This window comes from Candidatus Pantoea deserta (assembly GCF_003813865.1).
GTDB classification, from domain to species: Bacteria; Pseudomonadota; Gammaproteobacteria; order Enterobacterales; family Enterobacteriaceae; genus Pantoea; species Pantoea deserta.
Genome location: NZ_RMVG01000003.1, coordinates 1 through 17,937 on the forward strand (window position 1 = coordinate 1; position 17,937 = coordinate 17,937).

Consider the following 17,937-nt stretch of genomic DNA (forward strand, 5'->3'; position numbering starts at 1 on the left):
TCAATATAACCTCCTTCCAGAGCCAGTTTTTCACGAGCAAAATAAGATAGTTGCTAAATCTTCGGCTAAGGATGCGACGACACTAACGGCTAAAAATGTTGATTATCTAGAAGCTGTAAATTTCTTCAGAACTTATAGTAATAACGAAAGTTTTCTGGATAAACAGTTCAAACAACGTGTTATAGCGCTCTATCTTGATGAATTTACCATGGGTTCTCAAATTCACGTCAATTGCCTGGCTTTACACCACATTGGCTTGCCAATCATAAAGTTGGATTTAATGTTCCGTTGCGTGTGCAGCATGAATGACATTATCAAGCTTAGAGATCAACTTGATGAATCACAGCAAGAAGAATTCATGACTTTAATCTTAGCTCGCCTGTGTGGTGATAAGTTCCTTGTCGGTTTAAACCGTCTGGCATACCAATTTGGAATTTTGTAATGTCAAATAAGCAAAAATCGGTCGGGTGGGATGATTTCACCTCTGCATTGAAAAGTTTCCATGTTGTGAAAGTAATGGGTGGTCAGGACATCCGCATGCGTTATAAAAGATCCAAAATGGGACCATTCTGGATTACTATTAGTATGGCGGTGATGATTACCACTATGGGGTTAGTATTCGGTAACCTATTTAAAACAAACGTCAAAGAATTTTTACCTTATTTGACGTTAGGTCTGATTACATGGACATTTATTCTTAGCTCTATCTCTGAAGGATGTGATGCCTTAATCTCGTCTGAAGGTATAATTAAGCAGTTACCAGTACCCTTACATGTGCATGTAATGCGAGTGATTTGGAAAAATTTCTTAATATTTCTTCACAACATTGTTATCTTCCCATTTGTACTACTTGCTGTGCAAAAAAGCTTGAGCTGGACTGTGCTGTTATCGATCCCGGGATTTATTTTGCTTGTAATAAATTTAACGTGGATGCTTATGGTACTTTCAATGATTTGTGCTCGCTTTCGTGATATGACTCAAATTGTAATGAGTATCATGCAAGTTATTTTCTATCTGACGCCTGTTATCTGGATGCCAAAATTGCTATCTCATAGTTCTGCTGCTGTTTTGCTGAATTTTAATCCGCTTTACCACCTCATCGATTTAGTGCGCAGCCCTCTGTTAGGTGAGGTGCCTATGACAAGCAGTTATATTATCGCAGCTGTAATGGCAATAGTTGGTTTAGCTTTTTCTATTTCAATGACTAGTAAATTTAAATATCGTGTTCCTTATTGGGTTTAATTCAATGGCAACTATCAAATTCGAAAACGTCGGCATTGATTTCCCTATTTTCGATGCGCGGGCAAGATCTATAAAAAAGAACTTCATTAATTTTGCTACAGGTGGAAAAGTTGGTCAGCATGACGGTAAAGTAGTTGTTTCCGCCTTAAATAATCTTAATTTTGAGATTAAGGATGGAGAAAGAGTCGGCTTAATTGGGCATAACGGTGCTGGTAAAACTACGTTGCTGCGTATGTTTAGTAAGGTCTATCACCCGACAAGCGGACGGGCCACGATTGTTGGAGACATCGGTTCGTTAATTTCAATTTCTCTCGGTATTAATCAGGAGTTTACAGGAAGAGAAAACATCTACATTCGTGGTGCACTGCTAGGCCTCAGAAAGAAAGAAATTGATGCGCGAATTGAAGAAATAATTAATTTTACTGATCTTGGCGATTTTATCGACATGCCCGTCAGAACATACTCATCTGGTATGCAAATGCGCCTTGGATTTAGTGTTAGTACAATTTTTACTCCAGAAATTTTGTTAATGGATGAGTGGCTATCTGTTGGTGATGAAGGCTTTAAAGAAAAAGCTGAAACAAGATTAACTAATATTATCAATTCGACCAAGATTTTAATTCTTGCCAGTCATAGTAATGAGTTGTTAAGGAAAACCTGTACCCGAATTCTGTGGCTTGAGCATGGCACCGTTAAAATGGATGGCTCGCCAGAAGAAGTGCTACCACTCTATTTCAAATCGAATATTCAAAGAGGTGATTTATTAACCAATTCCTAAACCTGCACAATTTTTGAGTGTTTGATAAGCGCACCATTCACTACCTCAAAAGCAGATAGATGGGTTAACATATTTGCCACTTCAATCACAAATCTGAGTTTGTGATGGTAACTTCAGACAGGAGTAAAAAATGTCCAAGCAACAGATCGGCGTTGTAGGTATGGCAGTGATGGGCCGCAACCTGGCCCTTAACATTGAAAGCCGCGGTTACACTGTTTCAATCTTCAACCGTTCACGCGAAAAGACTGATGAAGTCATCGCCGAGAACAAGGGCAAGAAGCTTGCTCCCTTCTACACCGTTGAAGAGTTTGTCGAATCGCTTGAAAAACCTCGTCGCATCCTGCTGATGGTTCAGGCGGGTGAAGCGACCGATAAAACTATCGCCTCGCTGACACCACATCTGGATAAAGGCGACATTCTGATCGATGGCGGTAACACCTTCTACAAAGACACCATTCGTCGTAACAAAGAGCTTTCCGAGCAGGGCTTCAATTTCATCGGTACCGGTGTTTCCGGTGGTGAAGAGGGTGCCCTGAAAGGTCCATCTATCATGCCTGGAGGGCAGAAAGAAGCTTACGAACTTGTTGCGCCAATCCTGGATAAAATTGCGGCACGTGCTGAAGATGGGGAAGCCTGTGTGGCCTACATTGGTCCAAATGGTGCAGGTCACTATGTGAAGATGGTTCACAATGGCATCGAATATGGCGACATGCAGCTGATTGCTGAAGCTTACTCCTTGCTGAAAGGCGCGCTGGGTCTTAACAACGAAGAGCTTGCTGCAACCTTCACCGACTGGAACAACGGTGAGCTAAGCAGCTACCTGATCGACATCACTAAAGATATCTTCACTAAAAAAGATGAAGAGGGAAAATACCTGGTTGATGTGATTCTGGATGAAGCGGCTAACAAAGGCACCGGTAAATGGACTAGCCAGAGTTCACTGGATCTCGGCGAACCTCTGTCACTGATCACCGAGTCTGTCTTTGCCCGTTACCTCTCCTCTCTGAAAAACCAGCGCGTGGCAGCCTCTAAAGTATTGAGCGGCCCGCAGGCTAAGGTATTTACCGGTGACAAAGCAGAGTTCATCGAAAAAGTTCGTCGTGCTCTCTACCTGGGAAAAATCGTCTCTTATGCGCAGGGTTTCTCTCAGCTGCGTGCAGCCTCAGAAGAGAACAACTGGACTCTGCACTACGGTGAAATCGCGAAGATCTTCCGTGCTGGCTGCATCATCCGCGCCCAGTTCCTGCAGAAAATCACTGATGCTTATGAAGTAGATGCGGGCATCGCTAACCTGCTGCTGGCTCCGTACTTCAAAGATATCGCCGATAAGTATCAGCAGGCGCTGCGTGATGTGGTTTCTTACGCTATTCAGAACGGCATCCCGACACCGACCTTCTCTGCAGCGATTGCTTACTACGACAGCTATCGTTCAGAAGTGCTGCCTGCTAACCTGATTCAGGCGCAGCGTGACTACTTCGGTGCGCATACCTACAAGCGCATTGATAAAGAAGGTGTATTCCATACCGAATGGCTTGATTAACATACTTAATTTTTAAGGCTTCTTTATGAAGCCTTATTTTTATTATTTAACTTTATGTTAATAATTAGTTTTCGCGAATTACAAATATTATTTTTCACTACCTTTCAATTCTCACACTTGTGAATCACAATTCATTCATGCGAAAACTAAACGTGGCTTTTAACTTCTTGATTTTATAGGCTAGCTTTGGGATTTATGGAAAAAATGAACTCATTAGAAAAAAATATTGATTCATCAATTGATGTATGCAGTGATTTGCAAATACCTACTGAAGATATAAATAAATATCCTAACTATTCACTGAATACTATATTATTCATGAATCCAGTCGAGCTCCCCCTTTCTGCTTGGCTAGAGCATATTCCATTTGCATTCTGGTTGATTAACGCTCACAGACCACGTGTGTTAGTTGAACTTGGTACACATTATGGCTCGTCGTACTTTGCTTTTTGTCAGGCGATAGACCAATTAAATCTATCGACGAAAACTTATGCAGTGGATATGTGGAAAGGGGATGAGCATGCGGGATTTTATGGGGAGAATGTTTATAGTGCGGTAGAGTCTCATAATAAACATTTGTATTCTCGTTTTTCTACGCTTATGCGTACATCTTTTGATGAAGCATCAGAGCATTTTTCTGAGGGTGAAATTGATCTACTCCATATTGATGGGTATCATTCTTATGAAGCAGTGAAGAATGATTTTGATGTCTGGCTTCCTAAATTATCTAATCGTGGCGTTGTGGTATTTCACGATAGTAATGTGCGTAAAGACAATTTTGGCGTTTACAAATTTGTATCTGAATTACGAAAAAAATATCCTTGTTTTGAATTTTCACATGGCCATGGTTTAACAATCGTAGGGGTAGGTTCAGATCAAACTGATACGATGATTCAACTTTTTTCAGCTGATAATAATGCTAATAAAGTCAGGCATATTCAAGCAATCTTCTCAAGATTGGGCAAAGCTTGTGCTGATGAGTACGAAGTAAAAAAAATTAAAGCTGAATTTGATCGTCAAAAATCAGAACTTAAAGATGCATCTGGTAAGATGAAAGATGCGCTGGATAAGATAAATCATTTAAATAAAAAAAATAGTGATTTAGAATCAAGCTTAGCAGATATCCGTCAAAGTCTGGACATCCGTCTAGATGAAAATGATTATTTAAGATTAGATCTACTCAAGTTACAAGAAAGTAACGTTAAAATACAAGAAAGGAACATTGAACTGCAAGAAATTAACGCTTTGAAGGATGGCAAACTCACCCTCAGAGAAGAAGAAATACAAGCAATATTAAGCTCTACCTCATGGCGCGTGACCAAACCGCTAAGATTTCTTAGGCGCGCCATAAATTATTTTATCAGGATAATGCGTTTTTATATTTCACAGCGTCAACATAAAATAAGTGCTAATCCACAAGCTACCAACGAGGAGGTTGTGGATTTCGACAGGAAATGGTATCTCTCTCATTATTCTGACATAACCGATTCCGGCGTTGACCCTTACACACATTATTTGGAATATGGCCGAGGTGAAGGACGTTATCCTTCCGAGCAAGCATTGAAAAAAGCCTTAGCACCTGATTTAGATGAAGAATGGTATCTCAGTACTTATGCTGATGTCAAAAGCGCAGGTCTTAGCGCATTAAATCATTATATTAAGTACGGTCGAATTGAAGGTCGATTCTCATCTTTGGCTCGGCTTTATGCGCAAGACTTTGACGAGAAATGGTATGTTGAACAGTATCCTGACGTAGCAGCTGTTGACATTGATCCATTAGAACATTTCCTTTCATATGGCTGTACTGAGGGTCGCAAACCTTGCGCCAGGCCACGCATGCTGGAGGCGCCATATTTTCGCTATGGACCTTCTGAATATGGAGCAAAAGACGCTCCGCTATTGATGGACGCTGATGTTCGTTTAAATGACAAATTCTCTAAAAGAATAGGCGTACATTTACATCTTTATTACATTGATCTTGCCGAAGAGTTTATTAAGTATCTTAATAATATCCCTGTAGAATTTGATCTTTTTATTTCAATTCCTGAAGGTAAATACGACGTCGATGACTGTGAAGGTATTTTCACTTCATCTTTGCAATTCCTCAATAATATAACTGTTAAAGAAACAAAAAATGTTGGCAGAGACATTTATCCATTTATTGTTGTGTTTGGGCAGGAACTCCTTAATTACGATCTTATTCTTCATATACATTCAAAAAAATCTCCGCAGTCTAAAACAAGAGGATGGCGTAGATTCCTCCTTCACTATACTCTTGGAAATAGAGCTTTAGTGACACAAATTCTAAATGCTTTTGATGATGATCAGCGCCTGGGTGCTTTTTTTCCAGCGTATTTTCATGCAGTGACCAGGCAACCACAGTGGGGAGGAAATGGCGCAATAGTTGAAAAGCAATTACAAAATCTTGGGTTTGAATATAATATGACTTATTGCCCAGATTATCCGGCTGGCTCATTCTTTTGGGCCAGACCAGAAGCTTATAGACCAATATTAGATGGAAAATATGACATTAATGATTTTGACGAGGAGCAAGGCCAGTTTGATGGCACCCTGGCACATGGATTTGAAAGATTGTTTGGGGTGTTACCTCTTCTGCAAAATTATACTACAAGAATAAGTTTTGTTGATAGAGACTATCGACTTTTAAACTACTTTGATAAAGAAAGATTTGCGACTTTTGAAAATAATACTCTACCTCATTTCGAAAAAGATCGCAGTGATGATATCTTAACCTATCAAAAAGAAAGAAGTGCACGATTACAAAAGAAAGCCAAAGTCGCTTTTGTTACTGCTATTATCGGCGATTTTGATGCGCTATTTTTACCAAAATATCTAGAGGGCGATGTCGATTACTATTGTTTCTCTGACACGCTATCAGATGGATATGGTGTTTTCCAAATTTATAAGCCTCCTTATATCGACGCCGATCCTCGTCGTACTGCCCGTTACATAAAAACTAATTTGCTGAAATACATTAAAGGCTATGATTATGTTGTATGGGTTGATGCAAATATTGAAGTTAACGTAATGGTTACTGAACTTGTTCAGAGAGTATCAAACTCATCACATACATTAGGAGCCATTCAACACCCAGTCAGAAATAATTTATTTGAAGAGGCTGCGGAGATTATTTCCTGGAAACTCGACGATGTAGATGTAGTAAAAGAGCAAATAGCCCGATATGAGTACATTCACAATCTTCGCTTTGAACCGCTTATAGAGAGCAATGTTTTGGTTATGGATGCCCGTGACGAAAAAATCCATAATTTCATGCGTATCTGGTGGAATGAGATCAATAATTTCAGTCGACGTGATCAACTCAGTATCGGTTATGCTTTGAAAGAAGCAAAGGTTACATGGCAACCTTTGCTGGATGAACAGCAGTCAACGCGTGATTCGCATGAATTTGCATTATTTCTCCATGGTATTAATGAATGGGGGCCTAAGCCACACATTTATTCTTCATGGTATCAATCGTCTCCAAAAAAGACTCATGATATAAATGTCATAAATTCAACCAGTGTGAATGGCGAACAACTTAATCTGGATATCGTAGTCTGTATCCATAATGCTTTAGAGGATGTTCGTGCTTGCCTTAACTCGCTCGCTGAGTTTTTATCAACGGCACATATTATTTTAGTGGACGACGCTTCTGATAACGAAACCAGACTATATTTAGAGGAGTATGCGAAGAACAATTCTGTCACTTTATTGCGACAGAATGAACGTCTCGGTTACACTAAAACATCAAATAATGGTATTCGATCAGGGAATAATCAGAACGTTCTGCTGCTCAATAGCGATACTATTGTTCCTCCAGGATCATTAAATAAACTTTGTTCCGCATTAAATAACCAGCCTAACTTAGGTGTAGTGGGACCATTATCAAATGCAGCAAGTACTCAATCAGTACCCTCAATAACCGGGTCTGAAGGGCAGACTGCAATCAATGTTTTACCCGCAGAATTATCCCCTGCTGACATTGACCTTTACTTTGAAAAAAGCTGGGATCAGGAATTGGTAAGAGTTCCGTTAGTACACGGATTCTGTTTTATGGTTAAGCGTAATGTATTCGAGCAGGTGGGTTTATTCGATGAACAGAGTTTCCCACATGGTTATGGGGAAGAAAATGACTTCTGTTTCCGCGTTTCGGATGCTGGCTTCGATTTAGCCGTTTTAACAAGTACGTATATTTATCATGCTAAGTCGAAAAGCTATGCCAGCGATGAACGTGTCCGTTTGATGGATGAAGGTATGAAAGCTCTCGTTCGTAAATATTCTGTTCATCGGATTCAGCGCTCGGTTTCAACGATGCAAAATCATCCGAAGTTAGAAGCTGTTCGGGTGCTTGCACAAAAACTCTATAATCGCTATAGTAAATAATAGTCATTAAAATCAATCGCATAAAAGCGCCTGAGTAAAAAAACTCAGGCGCTTTAAAATTACCCCACCAGCAAGTCCCCGCTCCTGACCTCATCCTCTCCCGCCAGCCTCACCACCAGCATTCCCGCCGTTGCAAACTTCGCCCAGTGTCGTGCGTAAAGCACGCCGCCAGACTCCGCCACCAGCGGCGTGACAAAGTCCGTTACCGGATCCACGACTTCAGCGACCACTTCCCCTGGACGAATATGTGCGCCCAGCTTTTTGCGATGCAAAATCAGCCCCGAAACCGGTGAATGGATATATTCACAGCCAGCAAGCGGCGTCGCCGGATGCTTCAGCGCAGGGGAGACCGCGCCTGCGCCTTCCGTGTGGCGCTGTTTGATCACGCTTAGCTCTTCTGGCACATCCACCGCTTCCAGCGCGCTGGCCGCGGCGCTGCTCTCCGCCATGCCTGCGACATCGTCCGTATCTGCGGTCACCAGCGCCAGCTCGTCACCGCCAATCACCGGCGCAGCCACCGCCACGGAGAAGGCCGGTTTTTCTGCGGTGATGTAGCCGCCTTCGCGCAGCGCAGCAATAATCGCATCCGCGTCCTGCTCCGCCTGATCGGGATCGACGTCGCGCACGCCGCGCAGCTCCAGCGTTACCGGCAGCAGGCCGCGCGGCATCGGATGTTTATCGCCAAAACGCTCCGCCAGCGTCAGCCAGGGTTCGCAGCAGGCCTCATCGAAAGGTTCGCCGCCGGAAATTTGCGCCAGCAGCTGCACTTCGCTGCCCAGCCAGCGCGCCAGGGGTTCAATCTCCGGCCAGGCATGTGGGGTGGTGTAGAGATGCGTCACCGCTTCCCAGTCGCAGTGCAGATCGATCATCAGGTCCGCCTGGCTCGCCATGCGCATCAGGGTGTAGCGCTGCGCCTCCAGTTCGTTTTTGGCGATCACGTCGCGGTAGTGGCGATCGATGGCATCGCGGATCAGCCGCTTGTTATCGCCTTCATTCGGCGTCAGCGAGCCGGCCAGCTCCTGGGCCAGCTTTTCGCCCAGGGCAGGAAAGCGGCGGTTAAAATCCTGGCCGGACTCACAGTGAAAACGACCCAGATGCGTGCCGTGCCAGTGCTGGCTCAGCGCCAGCGGGTTCGCCACCGGCACCAGCGTGAAGCCGGCGTGCAGCTTGCCTGCGGACTCCAGCGCCATAAGCTTCTGCTTGAGAAACCAGGCGACGGCCATACCGGGGATCTCGTCGCCGTGCAGCGATGCCTGGATATAAACCTGTTTGTAATGTTTTTCGCCGAAGTGAAAACTGACGATTTCACGCTGCGTGCCGAGCGAGGCGCTGATAAGAGGATGATGTTGTTGATGCATGGGGCGCTGATTGTCCTGTCATCTGGAGAGGGCGCATATTGCGCCCTGTAAATGAAGAAAAGTATAGTGCCGGATCCCTTCAGGCGACCACTCGGGTCGCGCAGGGTTACTGCTGAATAGAGATGTCTGTGGCGAAATACTGCTTCTGGATCTTATCAAAGGTGCCGTTCTTTTTGATTTCGGCGAAGGCGTTATCCAGCGCGGTTTTCAGCTCGGCGTCGCCCTTGCGCAGGCCAATCGCCGTGCCGGGACCGATAATGGGATCCTGAACAATCGGACCTGCCAGCTCGAAGTCTTTGCCCTGCGGGTGTTTCAGGAAGCCGTTCGCCGCCTGCGCCGCGTCAGTGAACACCACATCCAGACGGCCGGAAATCAGATCGCTCTCCACCTGCGCCTGATCGCCATAAGGCACCACGGTCACGCCATGCGGCTGCCATTTGGCGCGCGCATAGCGCTCCTGCACCGTGCCTTGCTCCACGCCGACGGTTTTCCCTTTCAGCGATTCGGCGGTGGGCAGCAGGCCAGAGCCTTTGCGCGCAATCAGCTGGGTGTGCGTATCATAAAGCGGCACGGTAAAGTCGATCTGTTTCAGTCGCTCTTCGGTAATGCCCATATCGGAAAGAATCGCATCAAACTTACGGGCTTTAAGCGCCGGGATCATGCCGTCAAACTGACTTTCTACCCAGACGCACTTCGCCTGCATCTGCTGGCACAGCGCATTGCCAAGGTCGATGTCAAAGCCGACCAGCTTGCCCTGCGGGGTTTTGGATTCGAAAGGAGGATAGGTCGGATCGACGGCGAAGCGAACCTGCTCGATTTTTGCCTGGGCGCCAAAAGCGCAGCTTGCCACTACGGCGGTAATCAGCGCGGTGCGCAGACGAGAGAGTGTGTGAGTTGCCATATAATCTTCTTTTATCGTGATGTTGAATAAGGCAGAGTACCTGCCTGCCACCATGATGACAATTACTGGATTATTTTCACTACGTTAGCATCGCACATCTGACGATAATCTTCGGTGTTGACGATGACCGACCTGTCGAGCAGACCCGCATTAAAGGCGATTTCCGCGTAGCGCTCGAACAGCAGCGGGTCGACCACCAGCTTCAGCTCAGGGTGAAACGAGAAGGGCGGAATCGCGCCAAATACGCAGCCGGTCAGCATAGCGACTTCTGCCGGGCTGGCGAGTGAGGCGCGTCGACCGCCAACGGCCTCGGCGACTTTCGCTAAATCCGCCTGCTGGTCGGCGGGCAGCACCGCCAGTACATGCTGTTTGATGCCGTTGCCTTTGACGTGGCACACCAGGGCCTTCGCGCCCTGGCCGATGGCCGTGCCGCGAATGGCCGCTACCGCTTCGCATTTACCGGTGGCTTCATGCGTCATCAGACGATAGCGCGCCTGATGCTAATCCAGAAGGGCAATCACTTTTTCATGGGTGGTCATAGCCGTAACCTGACGCTAAAAGAGAGGATGCCGCTCAACATCCATTTCGCATCCCGATGTTGAGCAGCACCGCGCGCCGCTATTTATGCCGTGCGCGCAGGTTATTGATCACCGTGCTGAGGTCCAGATCCTGATCCTGCAACAGCACCAGCAGGTGATAGAGCAGGTCAGAAGCTTCGTTGGTCAGTTCATGACGATCGTTGACGGTTGCCGCCAGCGCGGTTTCGACGCCTTCTTCTCCCACTTTCTGCGCGATGCGCTTGGTGCCGCTGGCGTAAAGCTTCGCAGTATAGGAGCTGGCCGGATCGGCGCTTTTACGCGAAGCCAGCAGCTGCTCCAGCTGATACAGAAAGGTCCAGTCCGGCGCGGCAGGCGAAAAGCAGCTTGAGGTGCCGCGGTGGCAGGTCGGGCCAATGGGATTAGCCAGCACCAGCAGCGTATCCTTGTCGCAGTCGGGCGTAATAGTGACGACCTGAAGAAAATGGCCGGAGGTCTCGCCTTTGGTCCAGAGACGGTTTTTTGTGCGCGAGAAGAAGGTGACGTTGCCGTCTGCCAGGGTTTTCGCCAGCGCCTCCTGATTCATATAGCCGTGCATCAACACTTCGCCAGAAACGCTGTGCTGGATGATTGCGGGCATCATGCCCTCTGTTTTGGTCCAGTCGAGGCTGGCCAGTTGCTCTTCAGTTAACACGCGCGAATCTCCACTCCATGTTCTTTCAGAAAGCCTTTCAGCTCGCCAATATTGATAATCTGCTTGTGGAACACCGAGGCGGCCAGCGCGCCGTCGACGTTCGCCTGTTCAAAGGCGTCCAGGAAGTGCTGCATGGTGCCTGCGCCGCCGGAGGCGATCAGCGGCACGTGACAAAGCTCGCGCACCTTTTTCAGCTGCGCCAGATCGTAGCCGTTGCGCACGCCATCCTGGTTCATCATGTTCAGCACGATTTCGCCTGCGCCGCGCCGCTGGACTTCCTGCACCCAGTCCAGCGTTTCCCACTGGGTCACGCGGGTGCGCGCTTCGTCGCCGGTATACTGGTTAACGTGATATTTGCCGGTTGACTCGTCGAACCAGGTATCAATCCCGACCACGATGCACTGTACGCCAAAGCGGTCCGCCAGGCGCGTAATCAGTTCGGGGTCGGCCAGCGCGGGAGAGTTGATGGAAATCTTGTCGGCGCCGAACTCCAGAATGCGCGCCGCATCTTCTTCGCTTTTAATCCCGCCCGCCACGCAGAAGGGAATATCAATCACCTCTGCCACGCGCGACACCCAGCTTTTATCGACCACCCGGCCATCGCTGGAGGCGGTAATATCGTAGAACACCAGCTCGTCCGCGCCTTCCTGCGCGTAGCGCTGCGCCAGCGGCACGATGTCGCCGATAACTTCATGATTGCGGAACTGGACGCCTTTGACGACCTGGCCGTCGCGCACGTCAAGACAGGGAATTATGCGTTTTGCCAGCATGCTATGGCCTCCGAAACCGTGAATTTACCTTCCAGCAGCGCGCGTCCAACGATCACGCCTTTAACGCCGCTGTCGCGCAGCGCCGCAATATCCTCAATGTTGCCGATGCCGCCTGAGGACTGAAACGCAATGTCGGGATAGCGGGCAGTGACTTCCCGATAGAGAGCGACGTTGGAGCCGCTCAGCGTGCCGTCGCGGGAAATATCGGTGCAGAGCACATGCTTCAGCCCCACCGGCGCAAACCAGGCGATCACCTCTTCCAGCGTGACGCCTGCCGCTTCCTGCCAGCCGCTGATAGCGACCTCTTTCCGGTTCGCCGCGTCGATACGCACGTCCAGCGCCAGCACAATCGCTTCGGCCCCGAACTCGCTAAACCACTTCTTCACCTCTTCCGGCTCCTTAACCGCCGTCGAGCCGACCACCACGCGGCTGGCTCCGGCCTCCAGCAGCGCCTTGACGTCGTCGCGCGTGCGGATGCCGCCGCCGACCTGCACAATGGCGTCGACGCCGTTAAGCAGCGTTTGCAGCAGCGGGATCTGCCGGGCGGCGGGATTTTTCGCGCCGGTCAGGTCCACCAGATGGAGCACCGTTGCGCCCTGGCTGGCATAGTCTTGCAGGCGCGGCAGCGGATCGCTGCCGTAGTCGCGCTGCTGGCCGTAATCGCCCTGATGCAGACGCACCACTTTGCCGTCAATCAAATCTAACGCGGGGATAATCATCACATCTCCAGGAAATTTTTCAGCAGCTGCGCGCCCGCTTTACCGGAACGCTCAGGGTGGAACTGTACGCCGAAGAAGTTATCTTTCTGGACGGCGGCGGTAAACGGCTGACCGTAATCGCACTGGGCGATGGTGCTGGCATTCACCGGCATCGCGTAGCTGTGCACGAAGTAGAAATAGCTCTCTTCGTCAATGCCGCGGAACAGGTGGTTGCCCGCCTGAGCGATAATCTGGTTCCAGCCCATATGCGGCAGGGGCAGCCCCTGAGTATCCATCAGTCCGCAGGCCGCGTCGATAATGCCCAGCGTGTTGACGCCGCCGTTCTCTTCGCTACTGCTGCCCAGCAGCTGCATGCCGAGGCAGATGCCCAGCACCGGCTGGGTGCAGGCTTTAATCAGCTCGATCAGGTCGCGCGCTTCCAGCTGGCTCATCGCCGCCTGCGCGGTGCCGACGCCGGGCAGAAAAAGTTTATCGGCGCGCAGCACCACGTCAGGATCGCGGCTGACCTCAGGCGTATAGCCGAGACGTTCCACCGCCCACTTCACTGAGGAGAGGTTGGCGCAGCCGGTATCAAGGATCACCACGTTCATTACAGCACTCCTTTCGAGCTGGGCAGGGTATTGCCGTCGACGCGGATCGCCTGGCGCAGCGTGCGGCCAAAGGCTTTAAACAGGCTCTCGACGCGATGATGATCGTTTTTGCCTTTGGTTTTCAGGTGCAGGGTGCTCATCATGGCGTAGGAGAGCGAGCGGAAGAAGTGCTCGACCATCTCGGTACTCATGTCTCCGACGCGTTGATAGCTGAACTCCGCCTTGAATTCGAGGTGCGGACGACCGGAAATATCCAGCGCGCAGCGCGCCAGGCACTCATCCATCGGCAGCACAAAGCCGAAGCGACCGATGCCGCGCTTGTCGCCGAGCGCCTTCAGCAGCGCCTCGCCGAGCGCCAGTCCGGTGTCTTCGATGGTGTGGTGATCGTCGATATAGAGATCGCCTTTGACGTCGATATTCATCCGGAAGCCGCCGTGCACCGCAATCTGGTCCAGCATATGATCGAAGAAGCCGACGCCGGTGTTGATTTTGCTGCCGCCTTCGCGGTCCAGCCACACCTCGACCTGGATCTGCGTCTCTTTAGTGTTGCGATTGACCAGCGCGTGACGATCGCGCTGAGTCAGACGCGCCTGAATCGCATTCCAGTCTTCGCCTTCGCGGCCAAAGCGGATGCCCTCAATGCCCATATTCTGCGCCAGCTGAATATCGGTCAGGCGGTCGCCGATCACATAGCTGTTCGCCACGTCGATGGCGCCTTCCGCCAGCCAGGCCTCGACCATTTTGGTTTTCGGCTTGCGGCAGTCGCAGTTATCTTCCGGCTTGTGCGGGCAGATCAGCACGTCGTCGAAGCGAATGCCCTGCGAGGTCAGGACCTGCATCATCAGATTGTGCGGTCCGTCGAAATCGGCCTGCGGAAAGCTGCTGGTGCCCAGTCCGTCCTGATTGGTGATCATCACCAGCCGATAACCCGCGTTTTGCAGCGCCAGCAGCGCCGGAATGACGTTGGCTTCAAACGCCAGCTTCTCCAGGCGATCGACCTGAAAATCTTCCGGTGGCTCGGCGATGATGGTGCCGTCGCGATCGATAAAAAGGGTCTTCTGACTCATGCTTTCTCCACAGATAAAGCCTGTAACGCGGCGATCAGGCGCTCGCACTCTTCACGCGTGCCGATGGAGATGCGCAGGCATCCCGCAAGGCCCGGATTTTTGTTCTGGTCGCGCAGGATAATGCCCTGATCCCACAGGCTTTTAAATACCGCGGGCGAATCGGCGAAGCGCGCCAGAATATAGTTGGTTTCGCTGGGGAAGACCTGCTGCACCACGCTGAGCTGCGGCAGCTGTTCCAGTAGCCAGGCGCGGCTGGCATTCAGCTCGGCCACGTGCTGGCGCATCAGCGCGATACCCTGTTCGCTCAACGCCTGGCCGGCCACGTCCGCCACCGGCGTGGCCAGCGGGTAGGGCGCGATCACTTTCATCAGCAGATCGATCACCGGCTTGTTGGCCAGCGTAAAGCCGCAGCGCAGACCGGCCAGCGCAAAGGCTTTCGACAGGGTGCGCAGGATCACCAGGTGCGGGTACGCTTTCAGCCAGCCGCTCAGCGTCGCCTGCGGGCAAAATTCAATATAGGCCTCATCGGCCACCACCAGCGCCTTTCCAGCGGTCATCTCCAGCAGCGCGCGAATGTCGTCCGGGTTGATCAGGTTGCCGGTCGGGTTGTTCGGGCTGCACATATAGACCACTTTCACGCCGTCGAGCCGATCGGCGATCGCGGGCAGGTTCAGCTGCCAGTTCTCCAGCGCGGGCACGGTGCGGTACTCAATGCCGATGGTTTCGGCACTGACGCTGTACATGCCGTAGGTCGGCGGACAAAACAGAATCGCGTCTTTGCCCGGCTCGCAGAAGGCGCGCATCACCAGCTCGATGCCTTCATCCGCGCCGCGGCTCACCAGCACCTGCTCCGGCTGAAGCCCGGCGTAGGCGGCGTAGCGCTCAATGACGATCTTTGGCTGGCATTCCGGGTAGCGGTTCAGCGTCTGCTGCGACAGCTCAAACGGGACCGGCAGCGGGAATTCATTGGCGTTGAGCCAGACGTCGCCGTTGCCGCCGAGGCGGCGCGCAGACTGATAAGGCGTCAGGGCGCGCACGTTGTCGCGCGCCAGCTCTTCAATATTTCGGCTCATGCCTGCTCCTGATTCAGCGCGGCGACGCGCAGGGTAACGGCGTTTTTGTGGGCATCCAGCTGCTCGGCGGCAGCCAGGGTTTCGATAGTGGCGGCAAGATTCAGGAAGCCCTGCGGCGTCAGTTCCTGCACCGTCATGCGCTTCTGGAAATCGGCCAGGCCGAGGCTGGAGCTGGTGGCCGTATAGCCGTAGGTCGGCAGCACATGATTGGTGCCGGAGGCGTAATCTCCGGCTGATTCCGGCGACCAGTCGCCCAGAAACACCGAACCGGCGCTGGTGATGGCGTCCACCAGATCGCGCGGCTGGCGCGTCTGGATAATCAGGTGCTCCGGGCCGTACTGGTTGGAGATGGCCACGCACTCCGCCAGATCGCGCGTGACGATCAGACGGCTGCTGGCCAGCGCCTGGCGCGCGGTAGCCGCGCGCGGCAGGGCTTGCAGCTGGGCTTCCACAGCTTCGGCAACGCCCTGCGCCAGCGTCAGCGACGGCGTGAGCAGGATGACCTGTGAATCAGGACCGTGTTCCGCCTGCGACAGCAGATCGGAGGCGACAAAGGCAGGGGTCGCGCCCTCGTCAGCGATCACCAGCACCTCCGACGGACCAGCAGGCATATCGATCGCCGCGCCGTCGAGACGCTGGCTGACCTGACGCTTCGCCTCGGTTACCCAGGCGTTGCCGGGTCCGAAAATTTTGTCCACTTTGGGCACGCTCTCAGTACCGAAGGCGAGCGCGGCAATCGCCTGCGCGCCTCCTACCTGAAACACCTCTTCAACGCCGCACAGCTGCGCCGCATAGAGGATCTCATCGGCAATCGGCGGCGGCGAGCAGAGCACGACGCGGCCGCAGCCCGCGAGGCGCGCCGGGGTCGCCAGCATCAGCACGGTAGAGAACAGCGGCGCGGAGCCGCCGGGGATATAGAGACCGACCGACTGCACCGGACGGGTAATCTGCTGGCAGCGCACGCCTGGCTGAGTCTCTACATCGACCGTCGCCAGCCGCTGCGCGCGGTGGAAGGTTTCGATATTGCCGACGGCGACGGCCATCGCCTGCTTCAGCGCGTCGCTCAGGCGCGCGCTGGCGGCGGCGATCTGATCGGGCGTCACGCGCAGCGCGTCAACCTGCGCTTTATCGAAGCGCGCGCTGAACGCGCGCAGCGCCGCATCGCCGTTAGTTTTAACCTGATCCAGCACCTCGCGCACCGTAGCGCTGATCGACTCGGAAGCGGCGATTGCCGGACGTTGCAGCAGGGCCTGCTGCTGCGCTGTGCTGCACTGCTGCCAGCTGACGGGGGTCATCAGAGACATGGTTTACTCCATCATCTTTTCAATTGGCAATACCAGGATCGAGCTGGCGCCCAGCGCTTTCAGCTTTTCCATGGTTTCCCAGAACAGGGTTTCGCTGCTGACCATATGCATCGCCACGCGGCTCTGGTCGCCTGCCAGCGGCAGCACGGTCGGACGCTCAGCGCCGGGCAGGAGTTCGATCACCTCTTCCAGACGATCGCTCGGCGCGTGCATCATGATGTATTTGGATTCGCGCGCTTTGATAACGCCCTGAATGCGCGTCATCAGCTTATCGATCAGCTCCTGCTTCGCCGCAGGCATTTCGCCGTCGCGCTGGATCAGCACCGCTTTTGAACGATAGATCACCTCGACCTCGCGCAGACCATTGGCTTCCAGCGTCGCGCCCGTCGAGACCAAATCGCAGATCGCATCGGCCAGACCGGCGCGCGGGGCGACTTCCACCGAACCGTTAAGCATGCAGGGTTTGAAGTTAAGACCTTTTTTGTCGAGATACTGTTTCAGCAGGTGAGGATAGGAGGTGGCGATGCGCGCGTTGTTCAGGCACTGCGGGCCGCTGTACTCTTCGTCGACCGGCATCGCCAGCGACAGGCGGCAGCCGCCGAAATCCAGGCGGCGCAGGGTAAAGTAGCGCGGATCTTCGCCCTGCGCGCGGCGCGTCAGCAGCTCTTCTTCCAGCACGTTTTCACCGATAATGCCGAGATCGACCACGCCATCCATTACCAGGCCAGGAATATCGTCATCGCGCACGCGCAGAATATCGATCGGCATGTTCTCTGCGAAGGCGATCAGACGCTGCTGTTGCAGATTGATTTTAATGCCGCAGCGCGCCAGCAGTTCGCGTGAGTCATCGCTTAAACGGCCAGATTTCTGCATAGCTATGCGGATTCGCTTGTTATCTAACATCGGTCCTGTCCTCTTTTTTCATTCCTGTCTGAAACGGTCGGTACGCCAGTCCATAAAA

General features: G+C 51.5%; 15 protein-coding genes, 1 pseudogene and 1 other annotated feature (1 of these 17 only partly in view). Of the genes and pseudogenes, 5 read left to right on the forward strand and 11 right to left on the reverse strand.

Annotated elements, in window-relative coordinates; all coding sequences use genetic code 11:
* From BBB56_RS05080 to BBB56_RS05100, 5 genes and pseudogenes are all read left to right on the forward strand, one after another.
* Positions 1-442: pseudogene (locus BBB56_RS05080) on the forward strand (rhamnan synthesis F family protein); the annotation flags it as partial.
* A complete protein-coding gene (locus tag BBB56_RS05085) occupies positions 442-1,242 on the forward strand; it encodes an ABC transporter permease (RefSeq protein WP_123799445.1) in 801 nt (266 codons plus the stop codon). The pseudogene BBB56_RS05080 and the gene BBB56_RS05085, both read left to right, overlap by 1 nt.
* A 4-nt stretch (positions 1,243-1,246) precedes the next feature.
* On the forward strand, positions 1,247-2,020 hold the full coding sequence (locus BBB56_RS05090; RefSeq protein WP_123799446.1) for an ABC transporter ATP-binding protein: 774 nt from the start codon (positions 1,247-1,249) through the stop codon (positions 2,018-2,020).
* 130 nt (positions 2,021-2,150) lie between these two features.
* Entirely contained in the window at positions 2,151-3,560 is a 1,410-nt protein-coding gene (gnd, locus tag BBB56_RS05095) for an NADP-dependent phosphogluconate dehydrogenase (RefSeq protein ID WP_123799449.1), read from the forward strand.
* Positions 3,561-3,764: 204 nt separating this feature from the next.
* Positions 3,765-7,964 (forward strand): rhamnan synthesis F family protein, encoded by a 4,200-nt coding sequence (locus BBB56_RS05100; RefSeq protein ID WP_123799451.1) that lies wholly within the window; start codon positions 3,765-3,767, stop codon positions 7,962-7,964.
* 59 nt (positions 7,965-8,023) lie between these two features.
* Here the strand turns inward: BBB56_RS05100 and BBB56_RS05105 are convergent, their stop codons facing one another.
* From BBB56_RS05105 to hisG, 11 genes are all read right to left on the reverse strand, one after another.
* Positions 8,024-9,322, reverse strand: coding sequence for a succinylglutamate desuccinylase/aspartoacylase family protein (locus BBB56_RS05105; protein ID WP_123799453.1), 1,299 nt, complete (start codon positions 9,320-9,322; stop codon positions 8,024-8,026).
* Between the two features lie 106 nt (positions 9,323-9,428).
* Positions 9,429-10,223 (reverse strand): ABC transporter substrate-binding protein, encoded by a 795-nt coding sequence (locus BBB56_RS05110; RefSeq protein WP_123799455.1) that lies wholly within the window; start codon positions 10,221-10,223, stop codon positions 9,429-9,431.
* Between the two features lie 62 nt (positions 10,224-10,285).
* Positions 10,286-10,702, reverse strand: coding sequence for a YbaK/EbsC family protein (locus tag BBB56_RS05115; protein WP_233592989.1), 417 nt, complete (start codon positions 10,700-10,702; stop codon positions 10,286-10,288).
* Between the two features lie 139 nt (positions 10,703-10,841).
* Complete coding sequence (gene hisIE / locus BBB56_RS05120; RefSeq protein ID WP_123799457.1) at positions 10,842-11,453, reverse strand: bifunctional phosphoribosyl-AMP cyclohydrolase/phosphoribosyl-ATP diphosphatase HisIE; 612 nt, start codon at positions 11,451-11,453, stop codon at positions 10,842-10,844.
* The gene (gene hisF / locus BBB56_RS05125) at positions 11,447-12,223 is read right to left on the reverse strand and encodes an imidazole glycerol phosphate synthase subunit HisF (RefSeq protein ID WP_123799459.1); all 777 of its coding nucleotides are present in this window, start codon (positions 12,221-12,223) and stop codon (positions 11,447-11,449) included. The genes hisIE and hisF overlap by 7 nt, the downstream gene beginning before the upstream one ends.
* The gene (gene hisA / locus BBB56_RS05130) at positions 12,205-12,942 is read right to left on the reverse strand and encodes a 1-(5-phosphoribosyl)-5-[(5-phosphoribosylamino)methylideneamino]imidazole-4-carboxamide isomerase (protein ID WP_123799461.1); all 738 of its coding nucleotides are present in this window, start codon (positions 12,940-12,942) and stop codon (positions 12,205-12,207) included. The genes hisF and hisA overlap by 19 nt, the downstream gene beginning before the upstream one ends.
* Positions 12,942-13,532, reverse strand: a complete 591-nt coding sequence (hisH, locus tag BBB56_RS05135; protein WP_123799463.1) for an imidazole glycerol phosphate synthase subunit HisH — start codon at positions 13,530-13,532, stop codon at positions 12,942-12,944. Before hisH ends, hisA begins: the two co-directional genes overlap by 1 nt.
* A complete protein-coding gene (gene hisB / locus BBB56_RS05140; RefSeq protein WP_123799465.1) occupies positions 13,532-14,599 on the reverse strand; it encodes a bifunctional histidinol-phosphatase/imidazoleglycerol-phosphate dehydratase HisB in 1,068 nt (355 codons plus the stop codon). Before hisB ends, hisH begins: the two co-directional genes overlap by 1 nt.
* Complete coding sequence (gene hisC, locus BBB56_RS05145; protein ID WP_123799467.1) at positions 14,596-15,672, reverse strand: histidinol-phosphate transaminase; 1,077 nt, start codon at positions 15,670-15,672, stop codon at positions 14,596-14,598. Before hisC ends, hisB begins: the two co-directional genes overlap by 4 nt.
* Positions 15,669-16,976: a histidinol dehydrogenase gene (gene hisD / locus BBB56_RS05150; RefSeq protein ID WP_123799469.1), complete on the reverse strand. Its 1,308-nt coding sequence runs from the start codon at positions 16,974-16,976 to the stop codon at positions 15,669-15,671. The genes hisC and hisD overlap by 4 nt, the downstream gene beginning before the upstream one ends.
* A gap of 3 nt (positions 16,977-16,979) precedes the next feature.
* Entirely contained in the window at positions 16,980-17,879 is a 900-nt protein-coding gene (gene hisG / locus BBB56_RS05155; protein ID WP_123799471.1) for an ATP phosphoribosyltransferase, read from the reverse strand.
* A gap of 52 nt (positions 17,880-17,931) precedes the next feature.
* Positions 17,932-17,937: a sequence feature (His leader region), on the reverse strand; it runs 115 nt beyond the window's last position.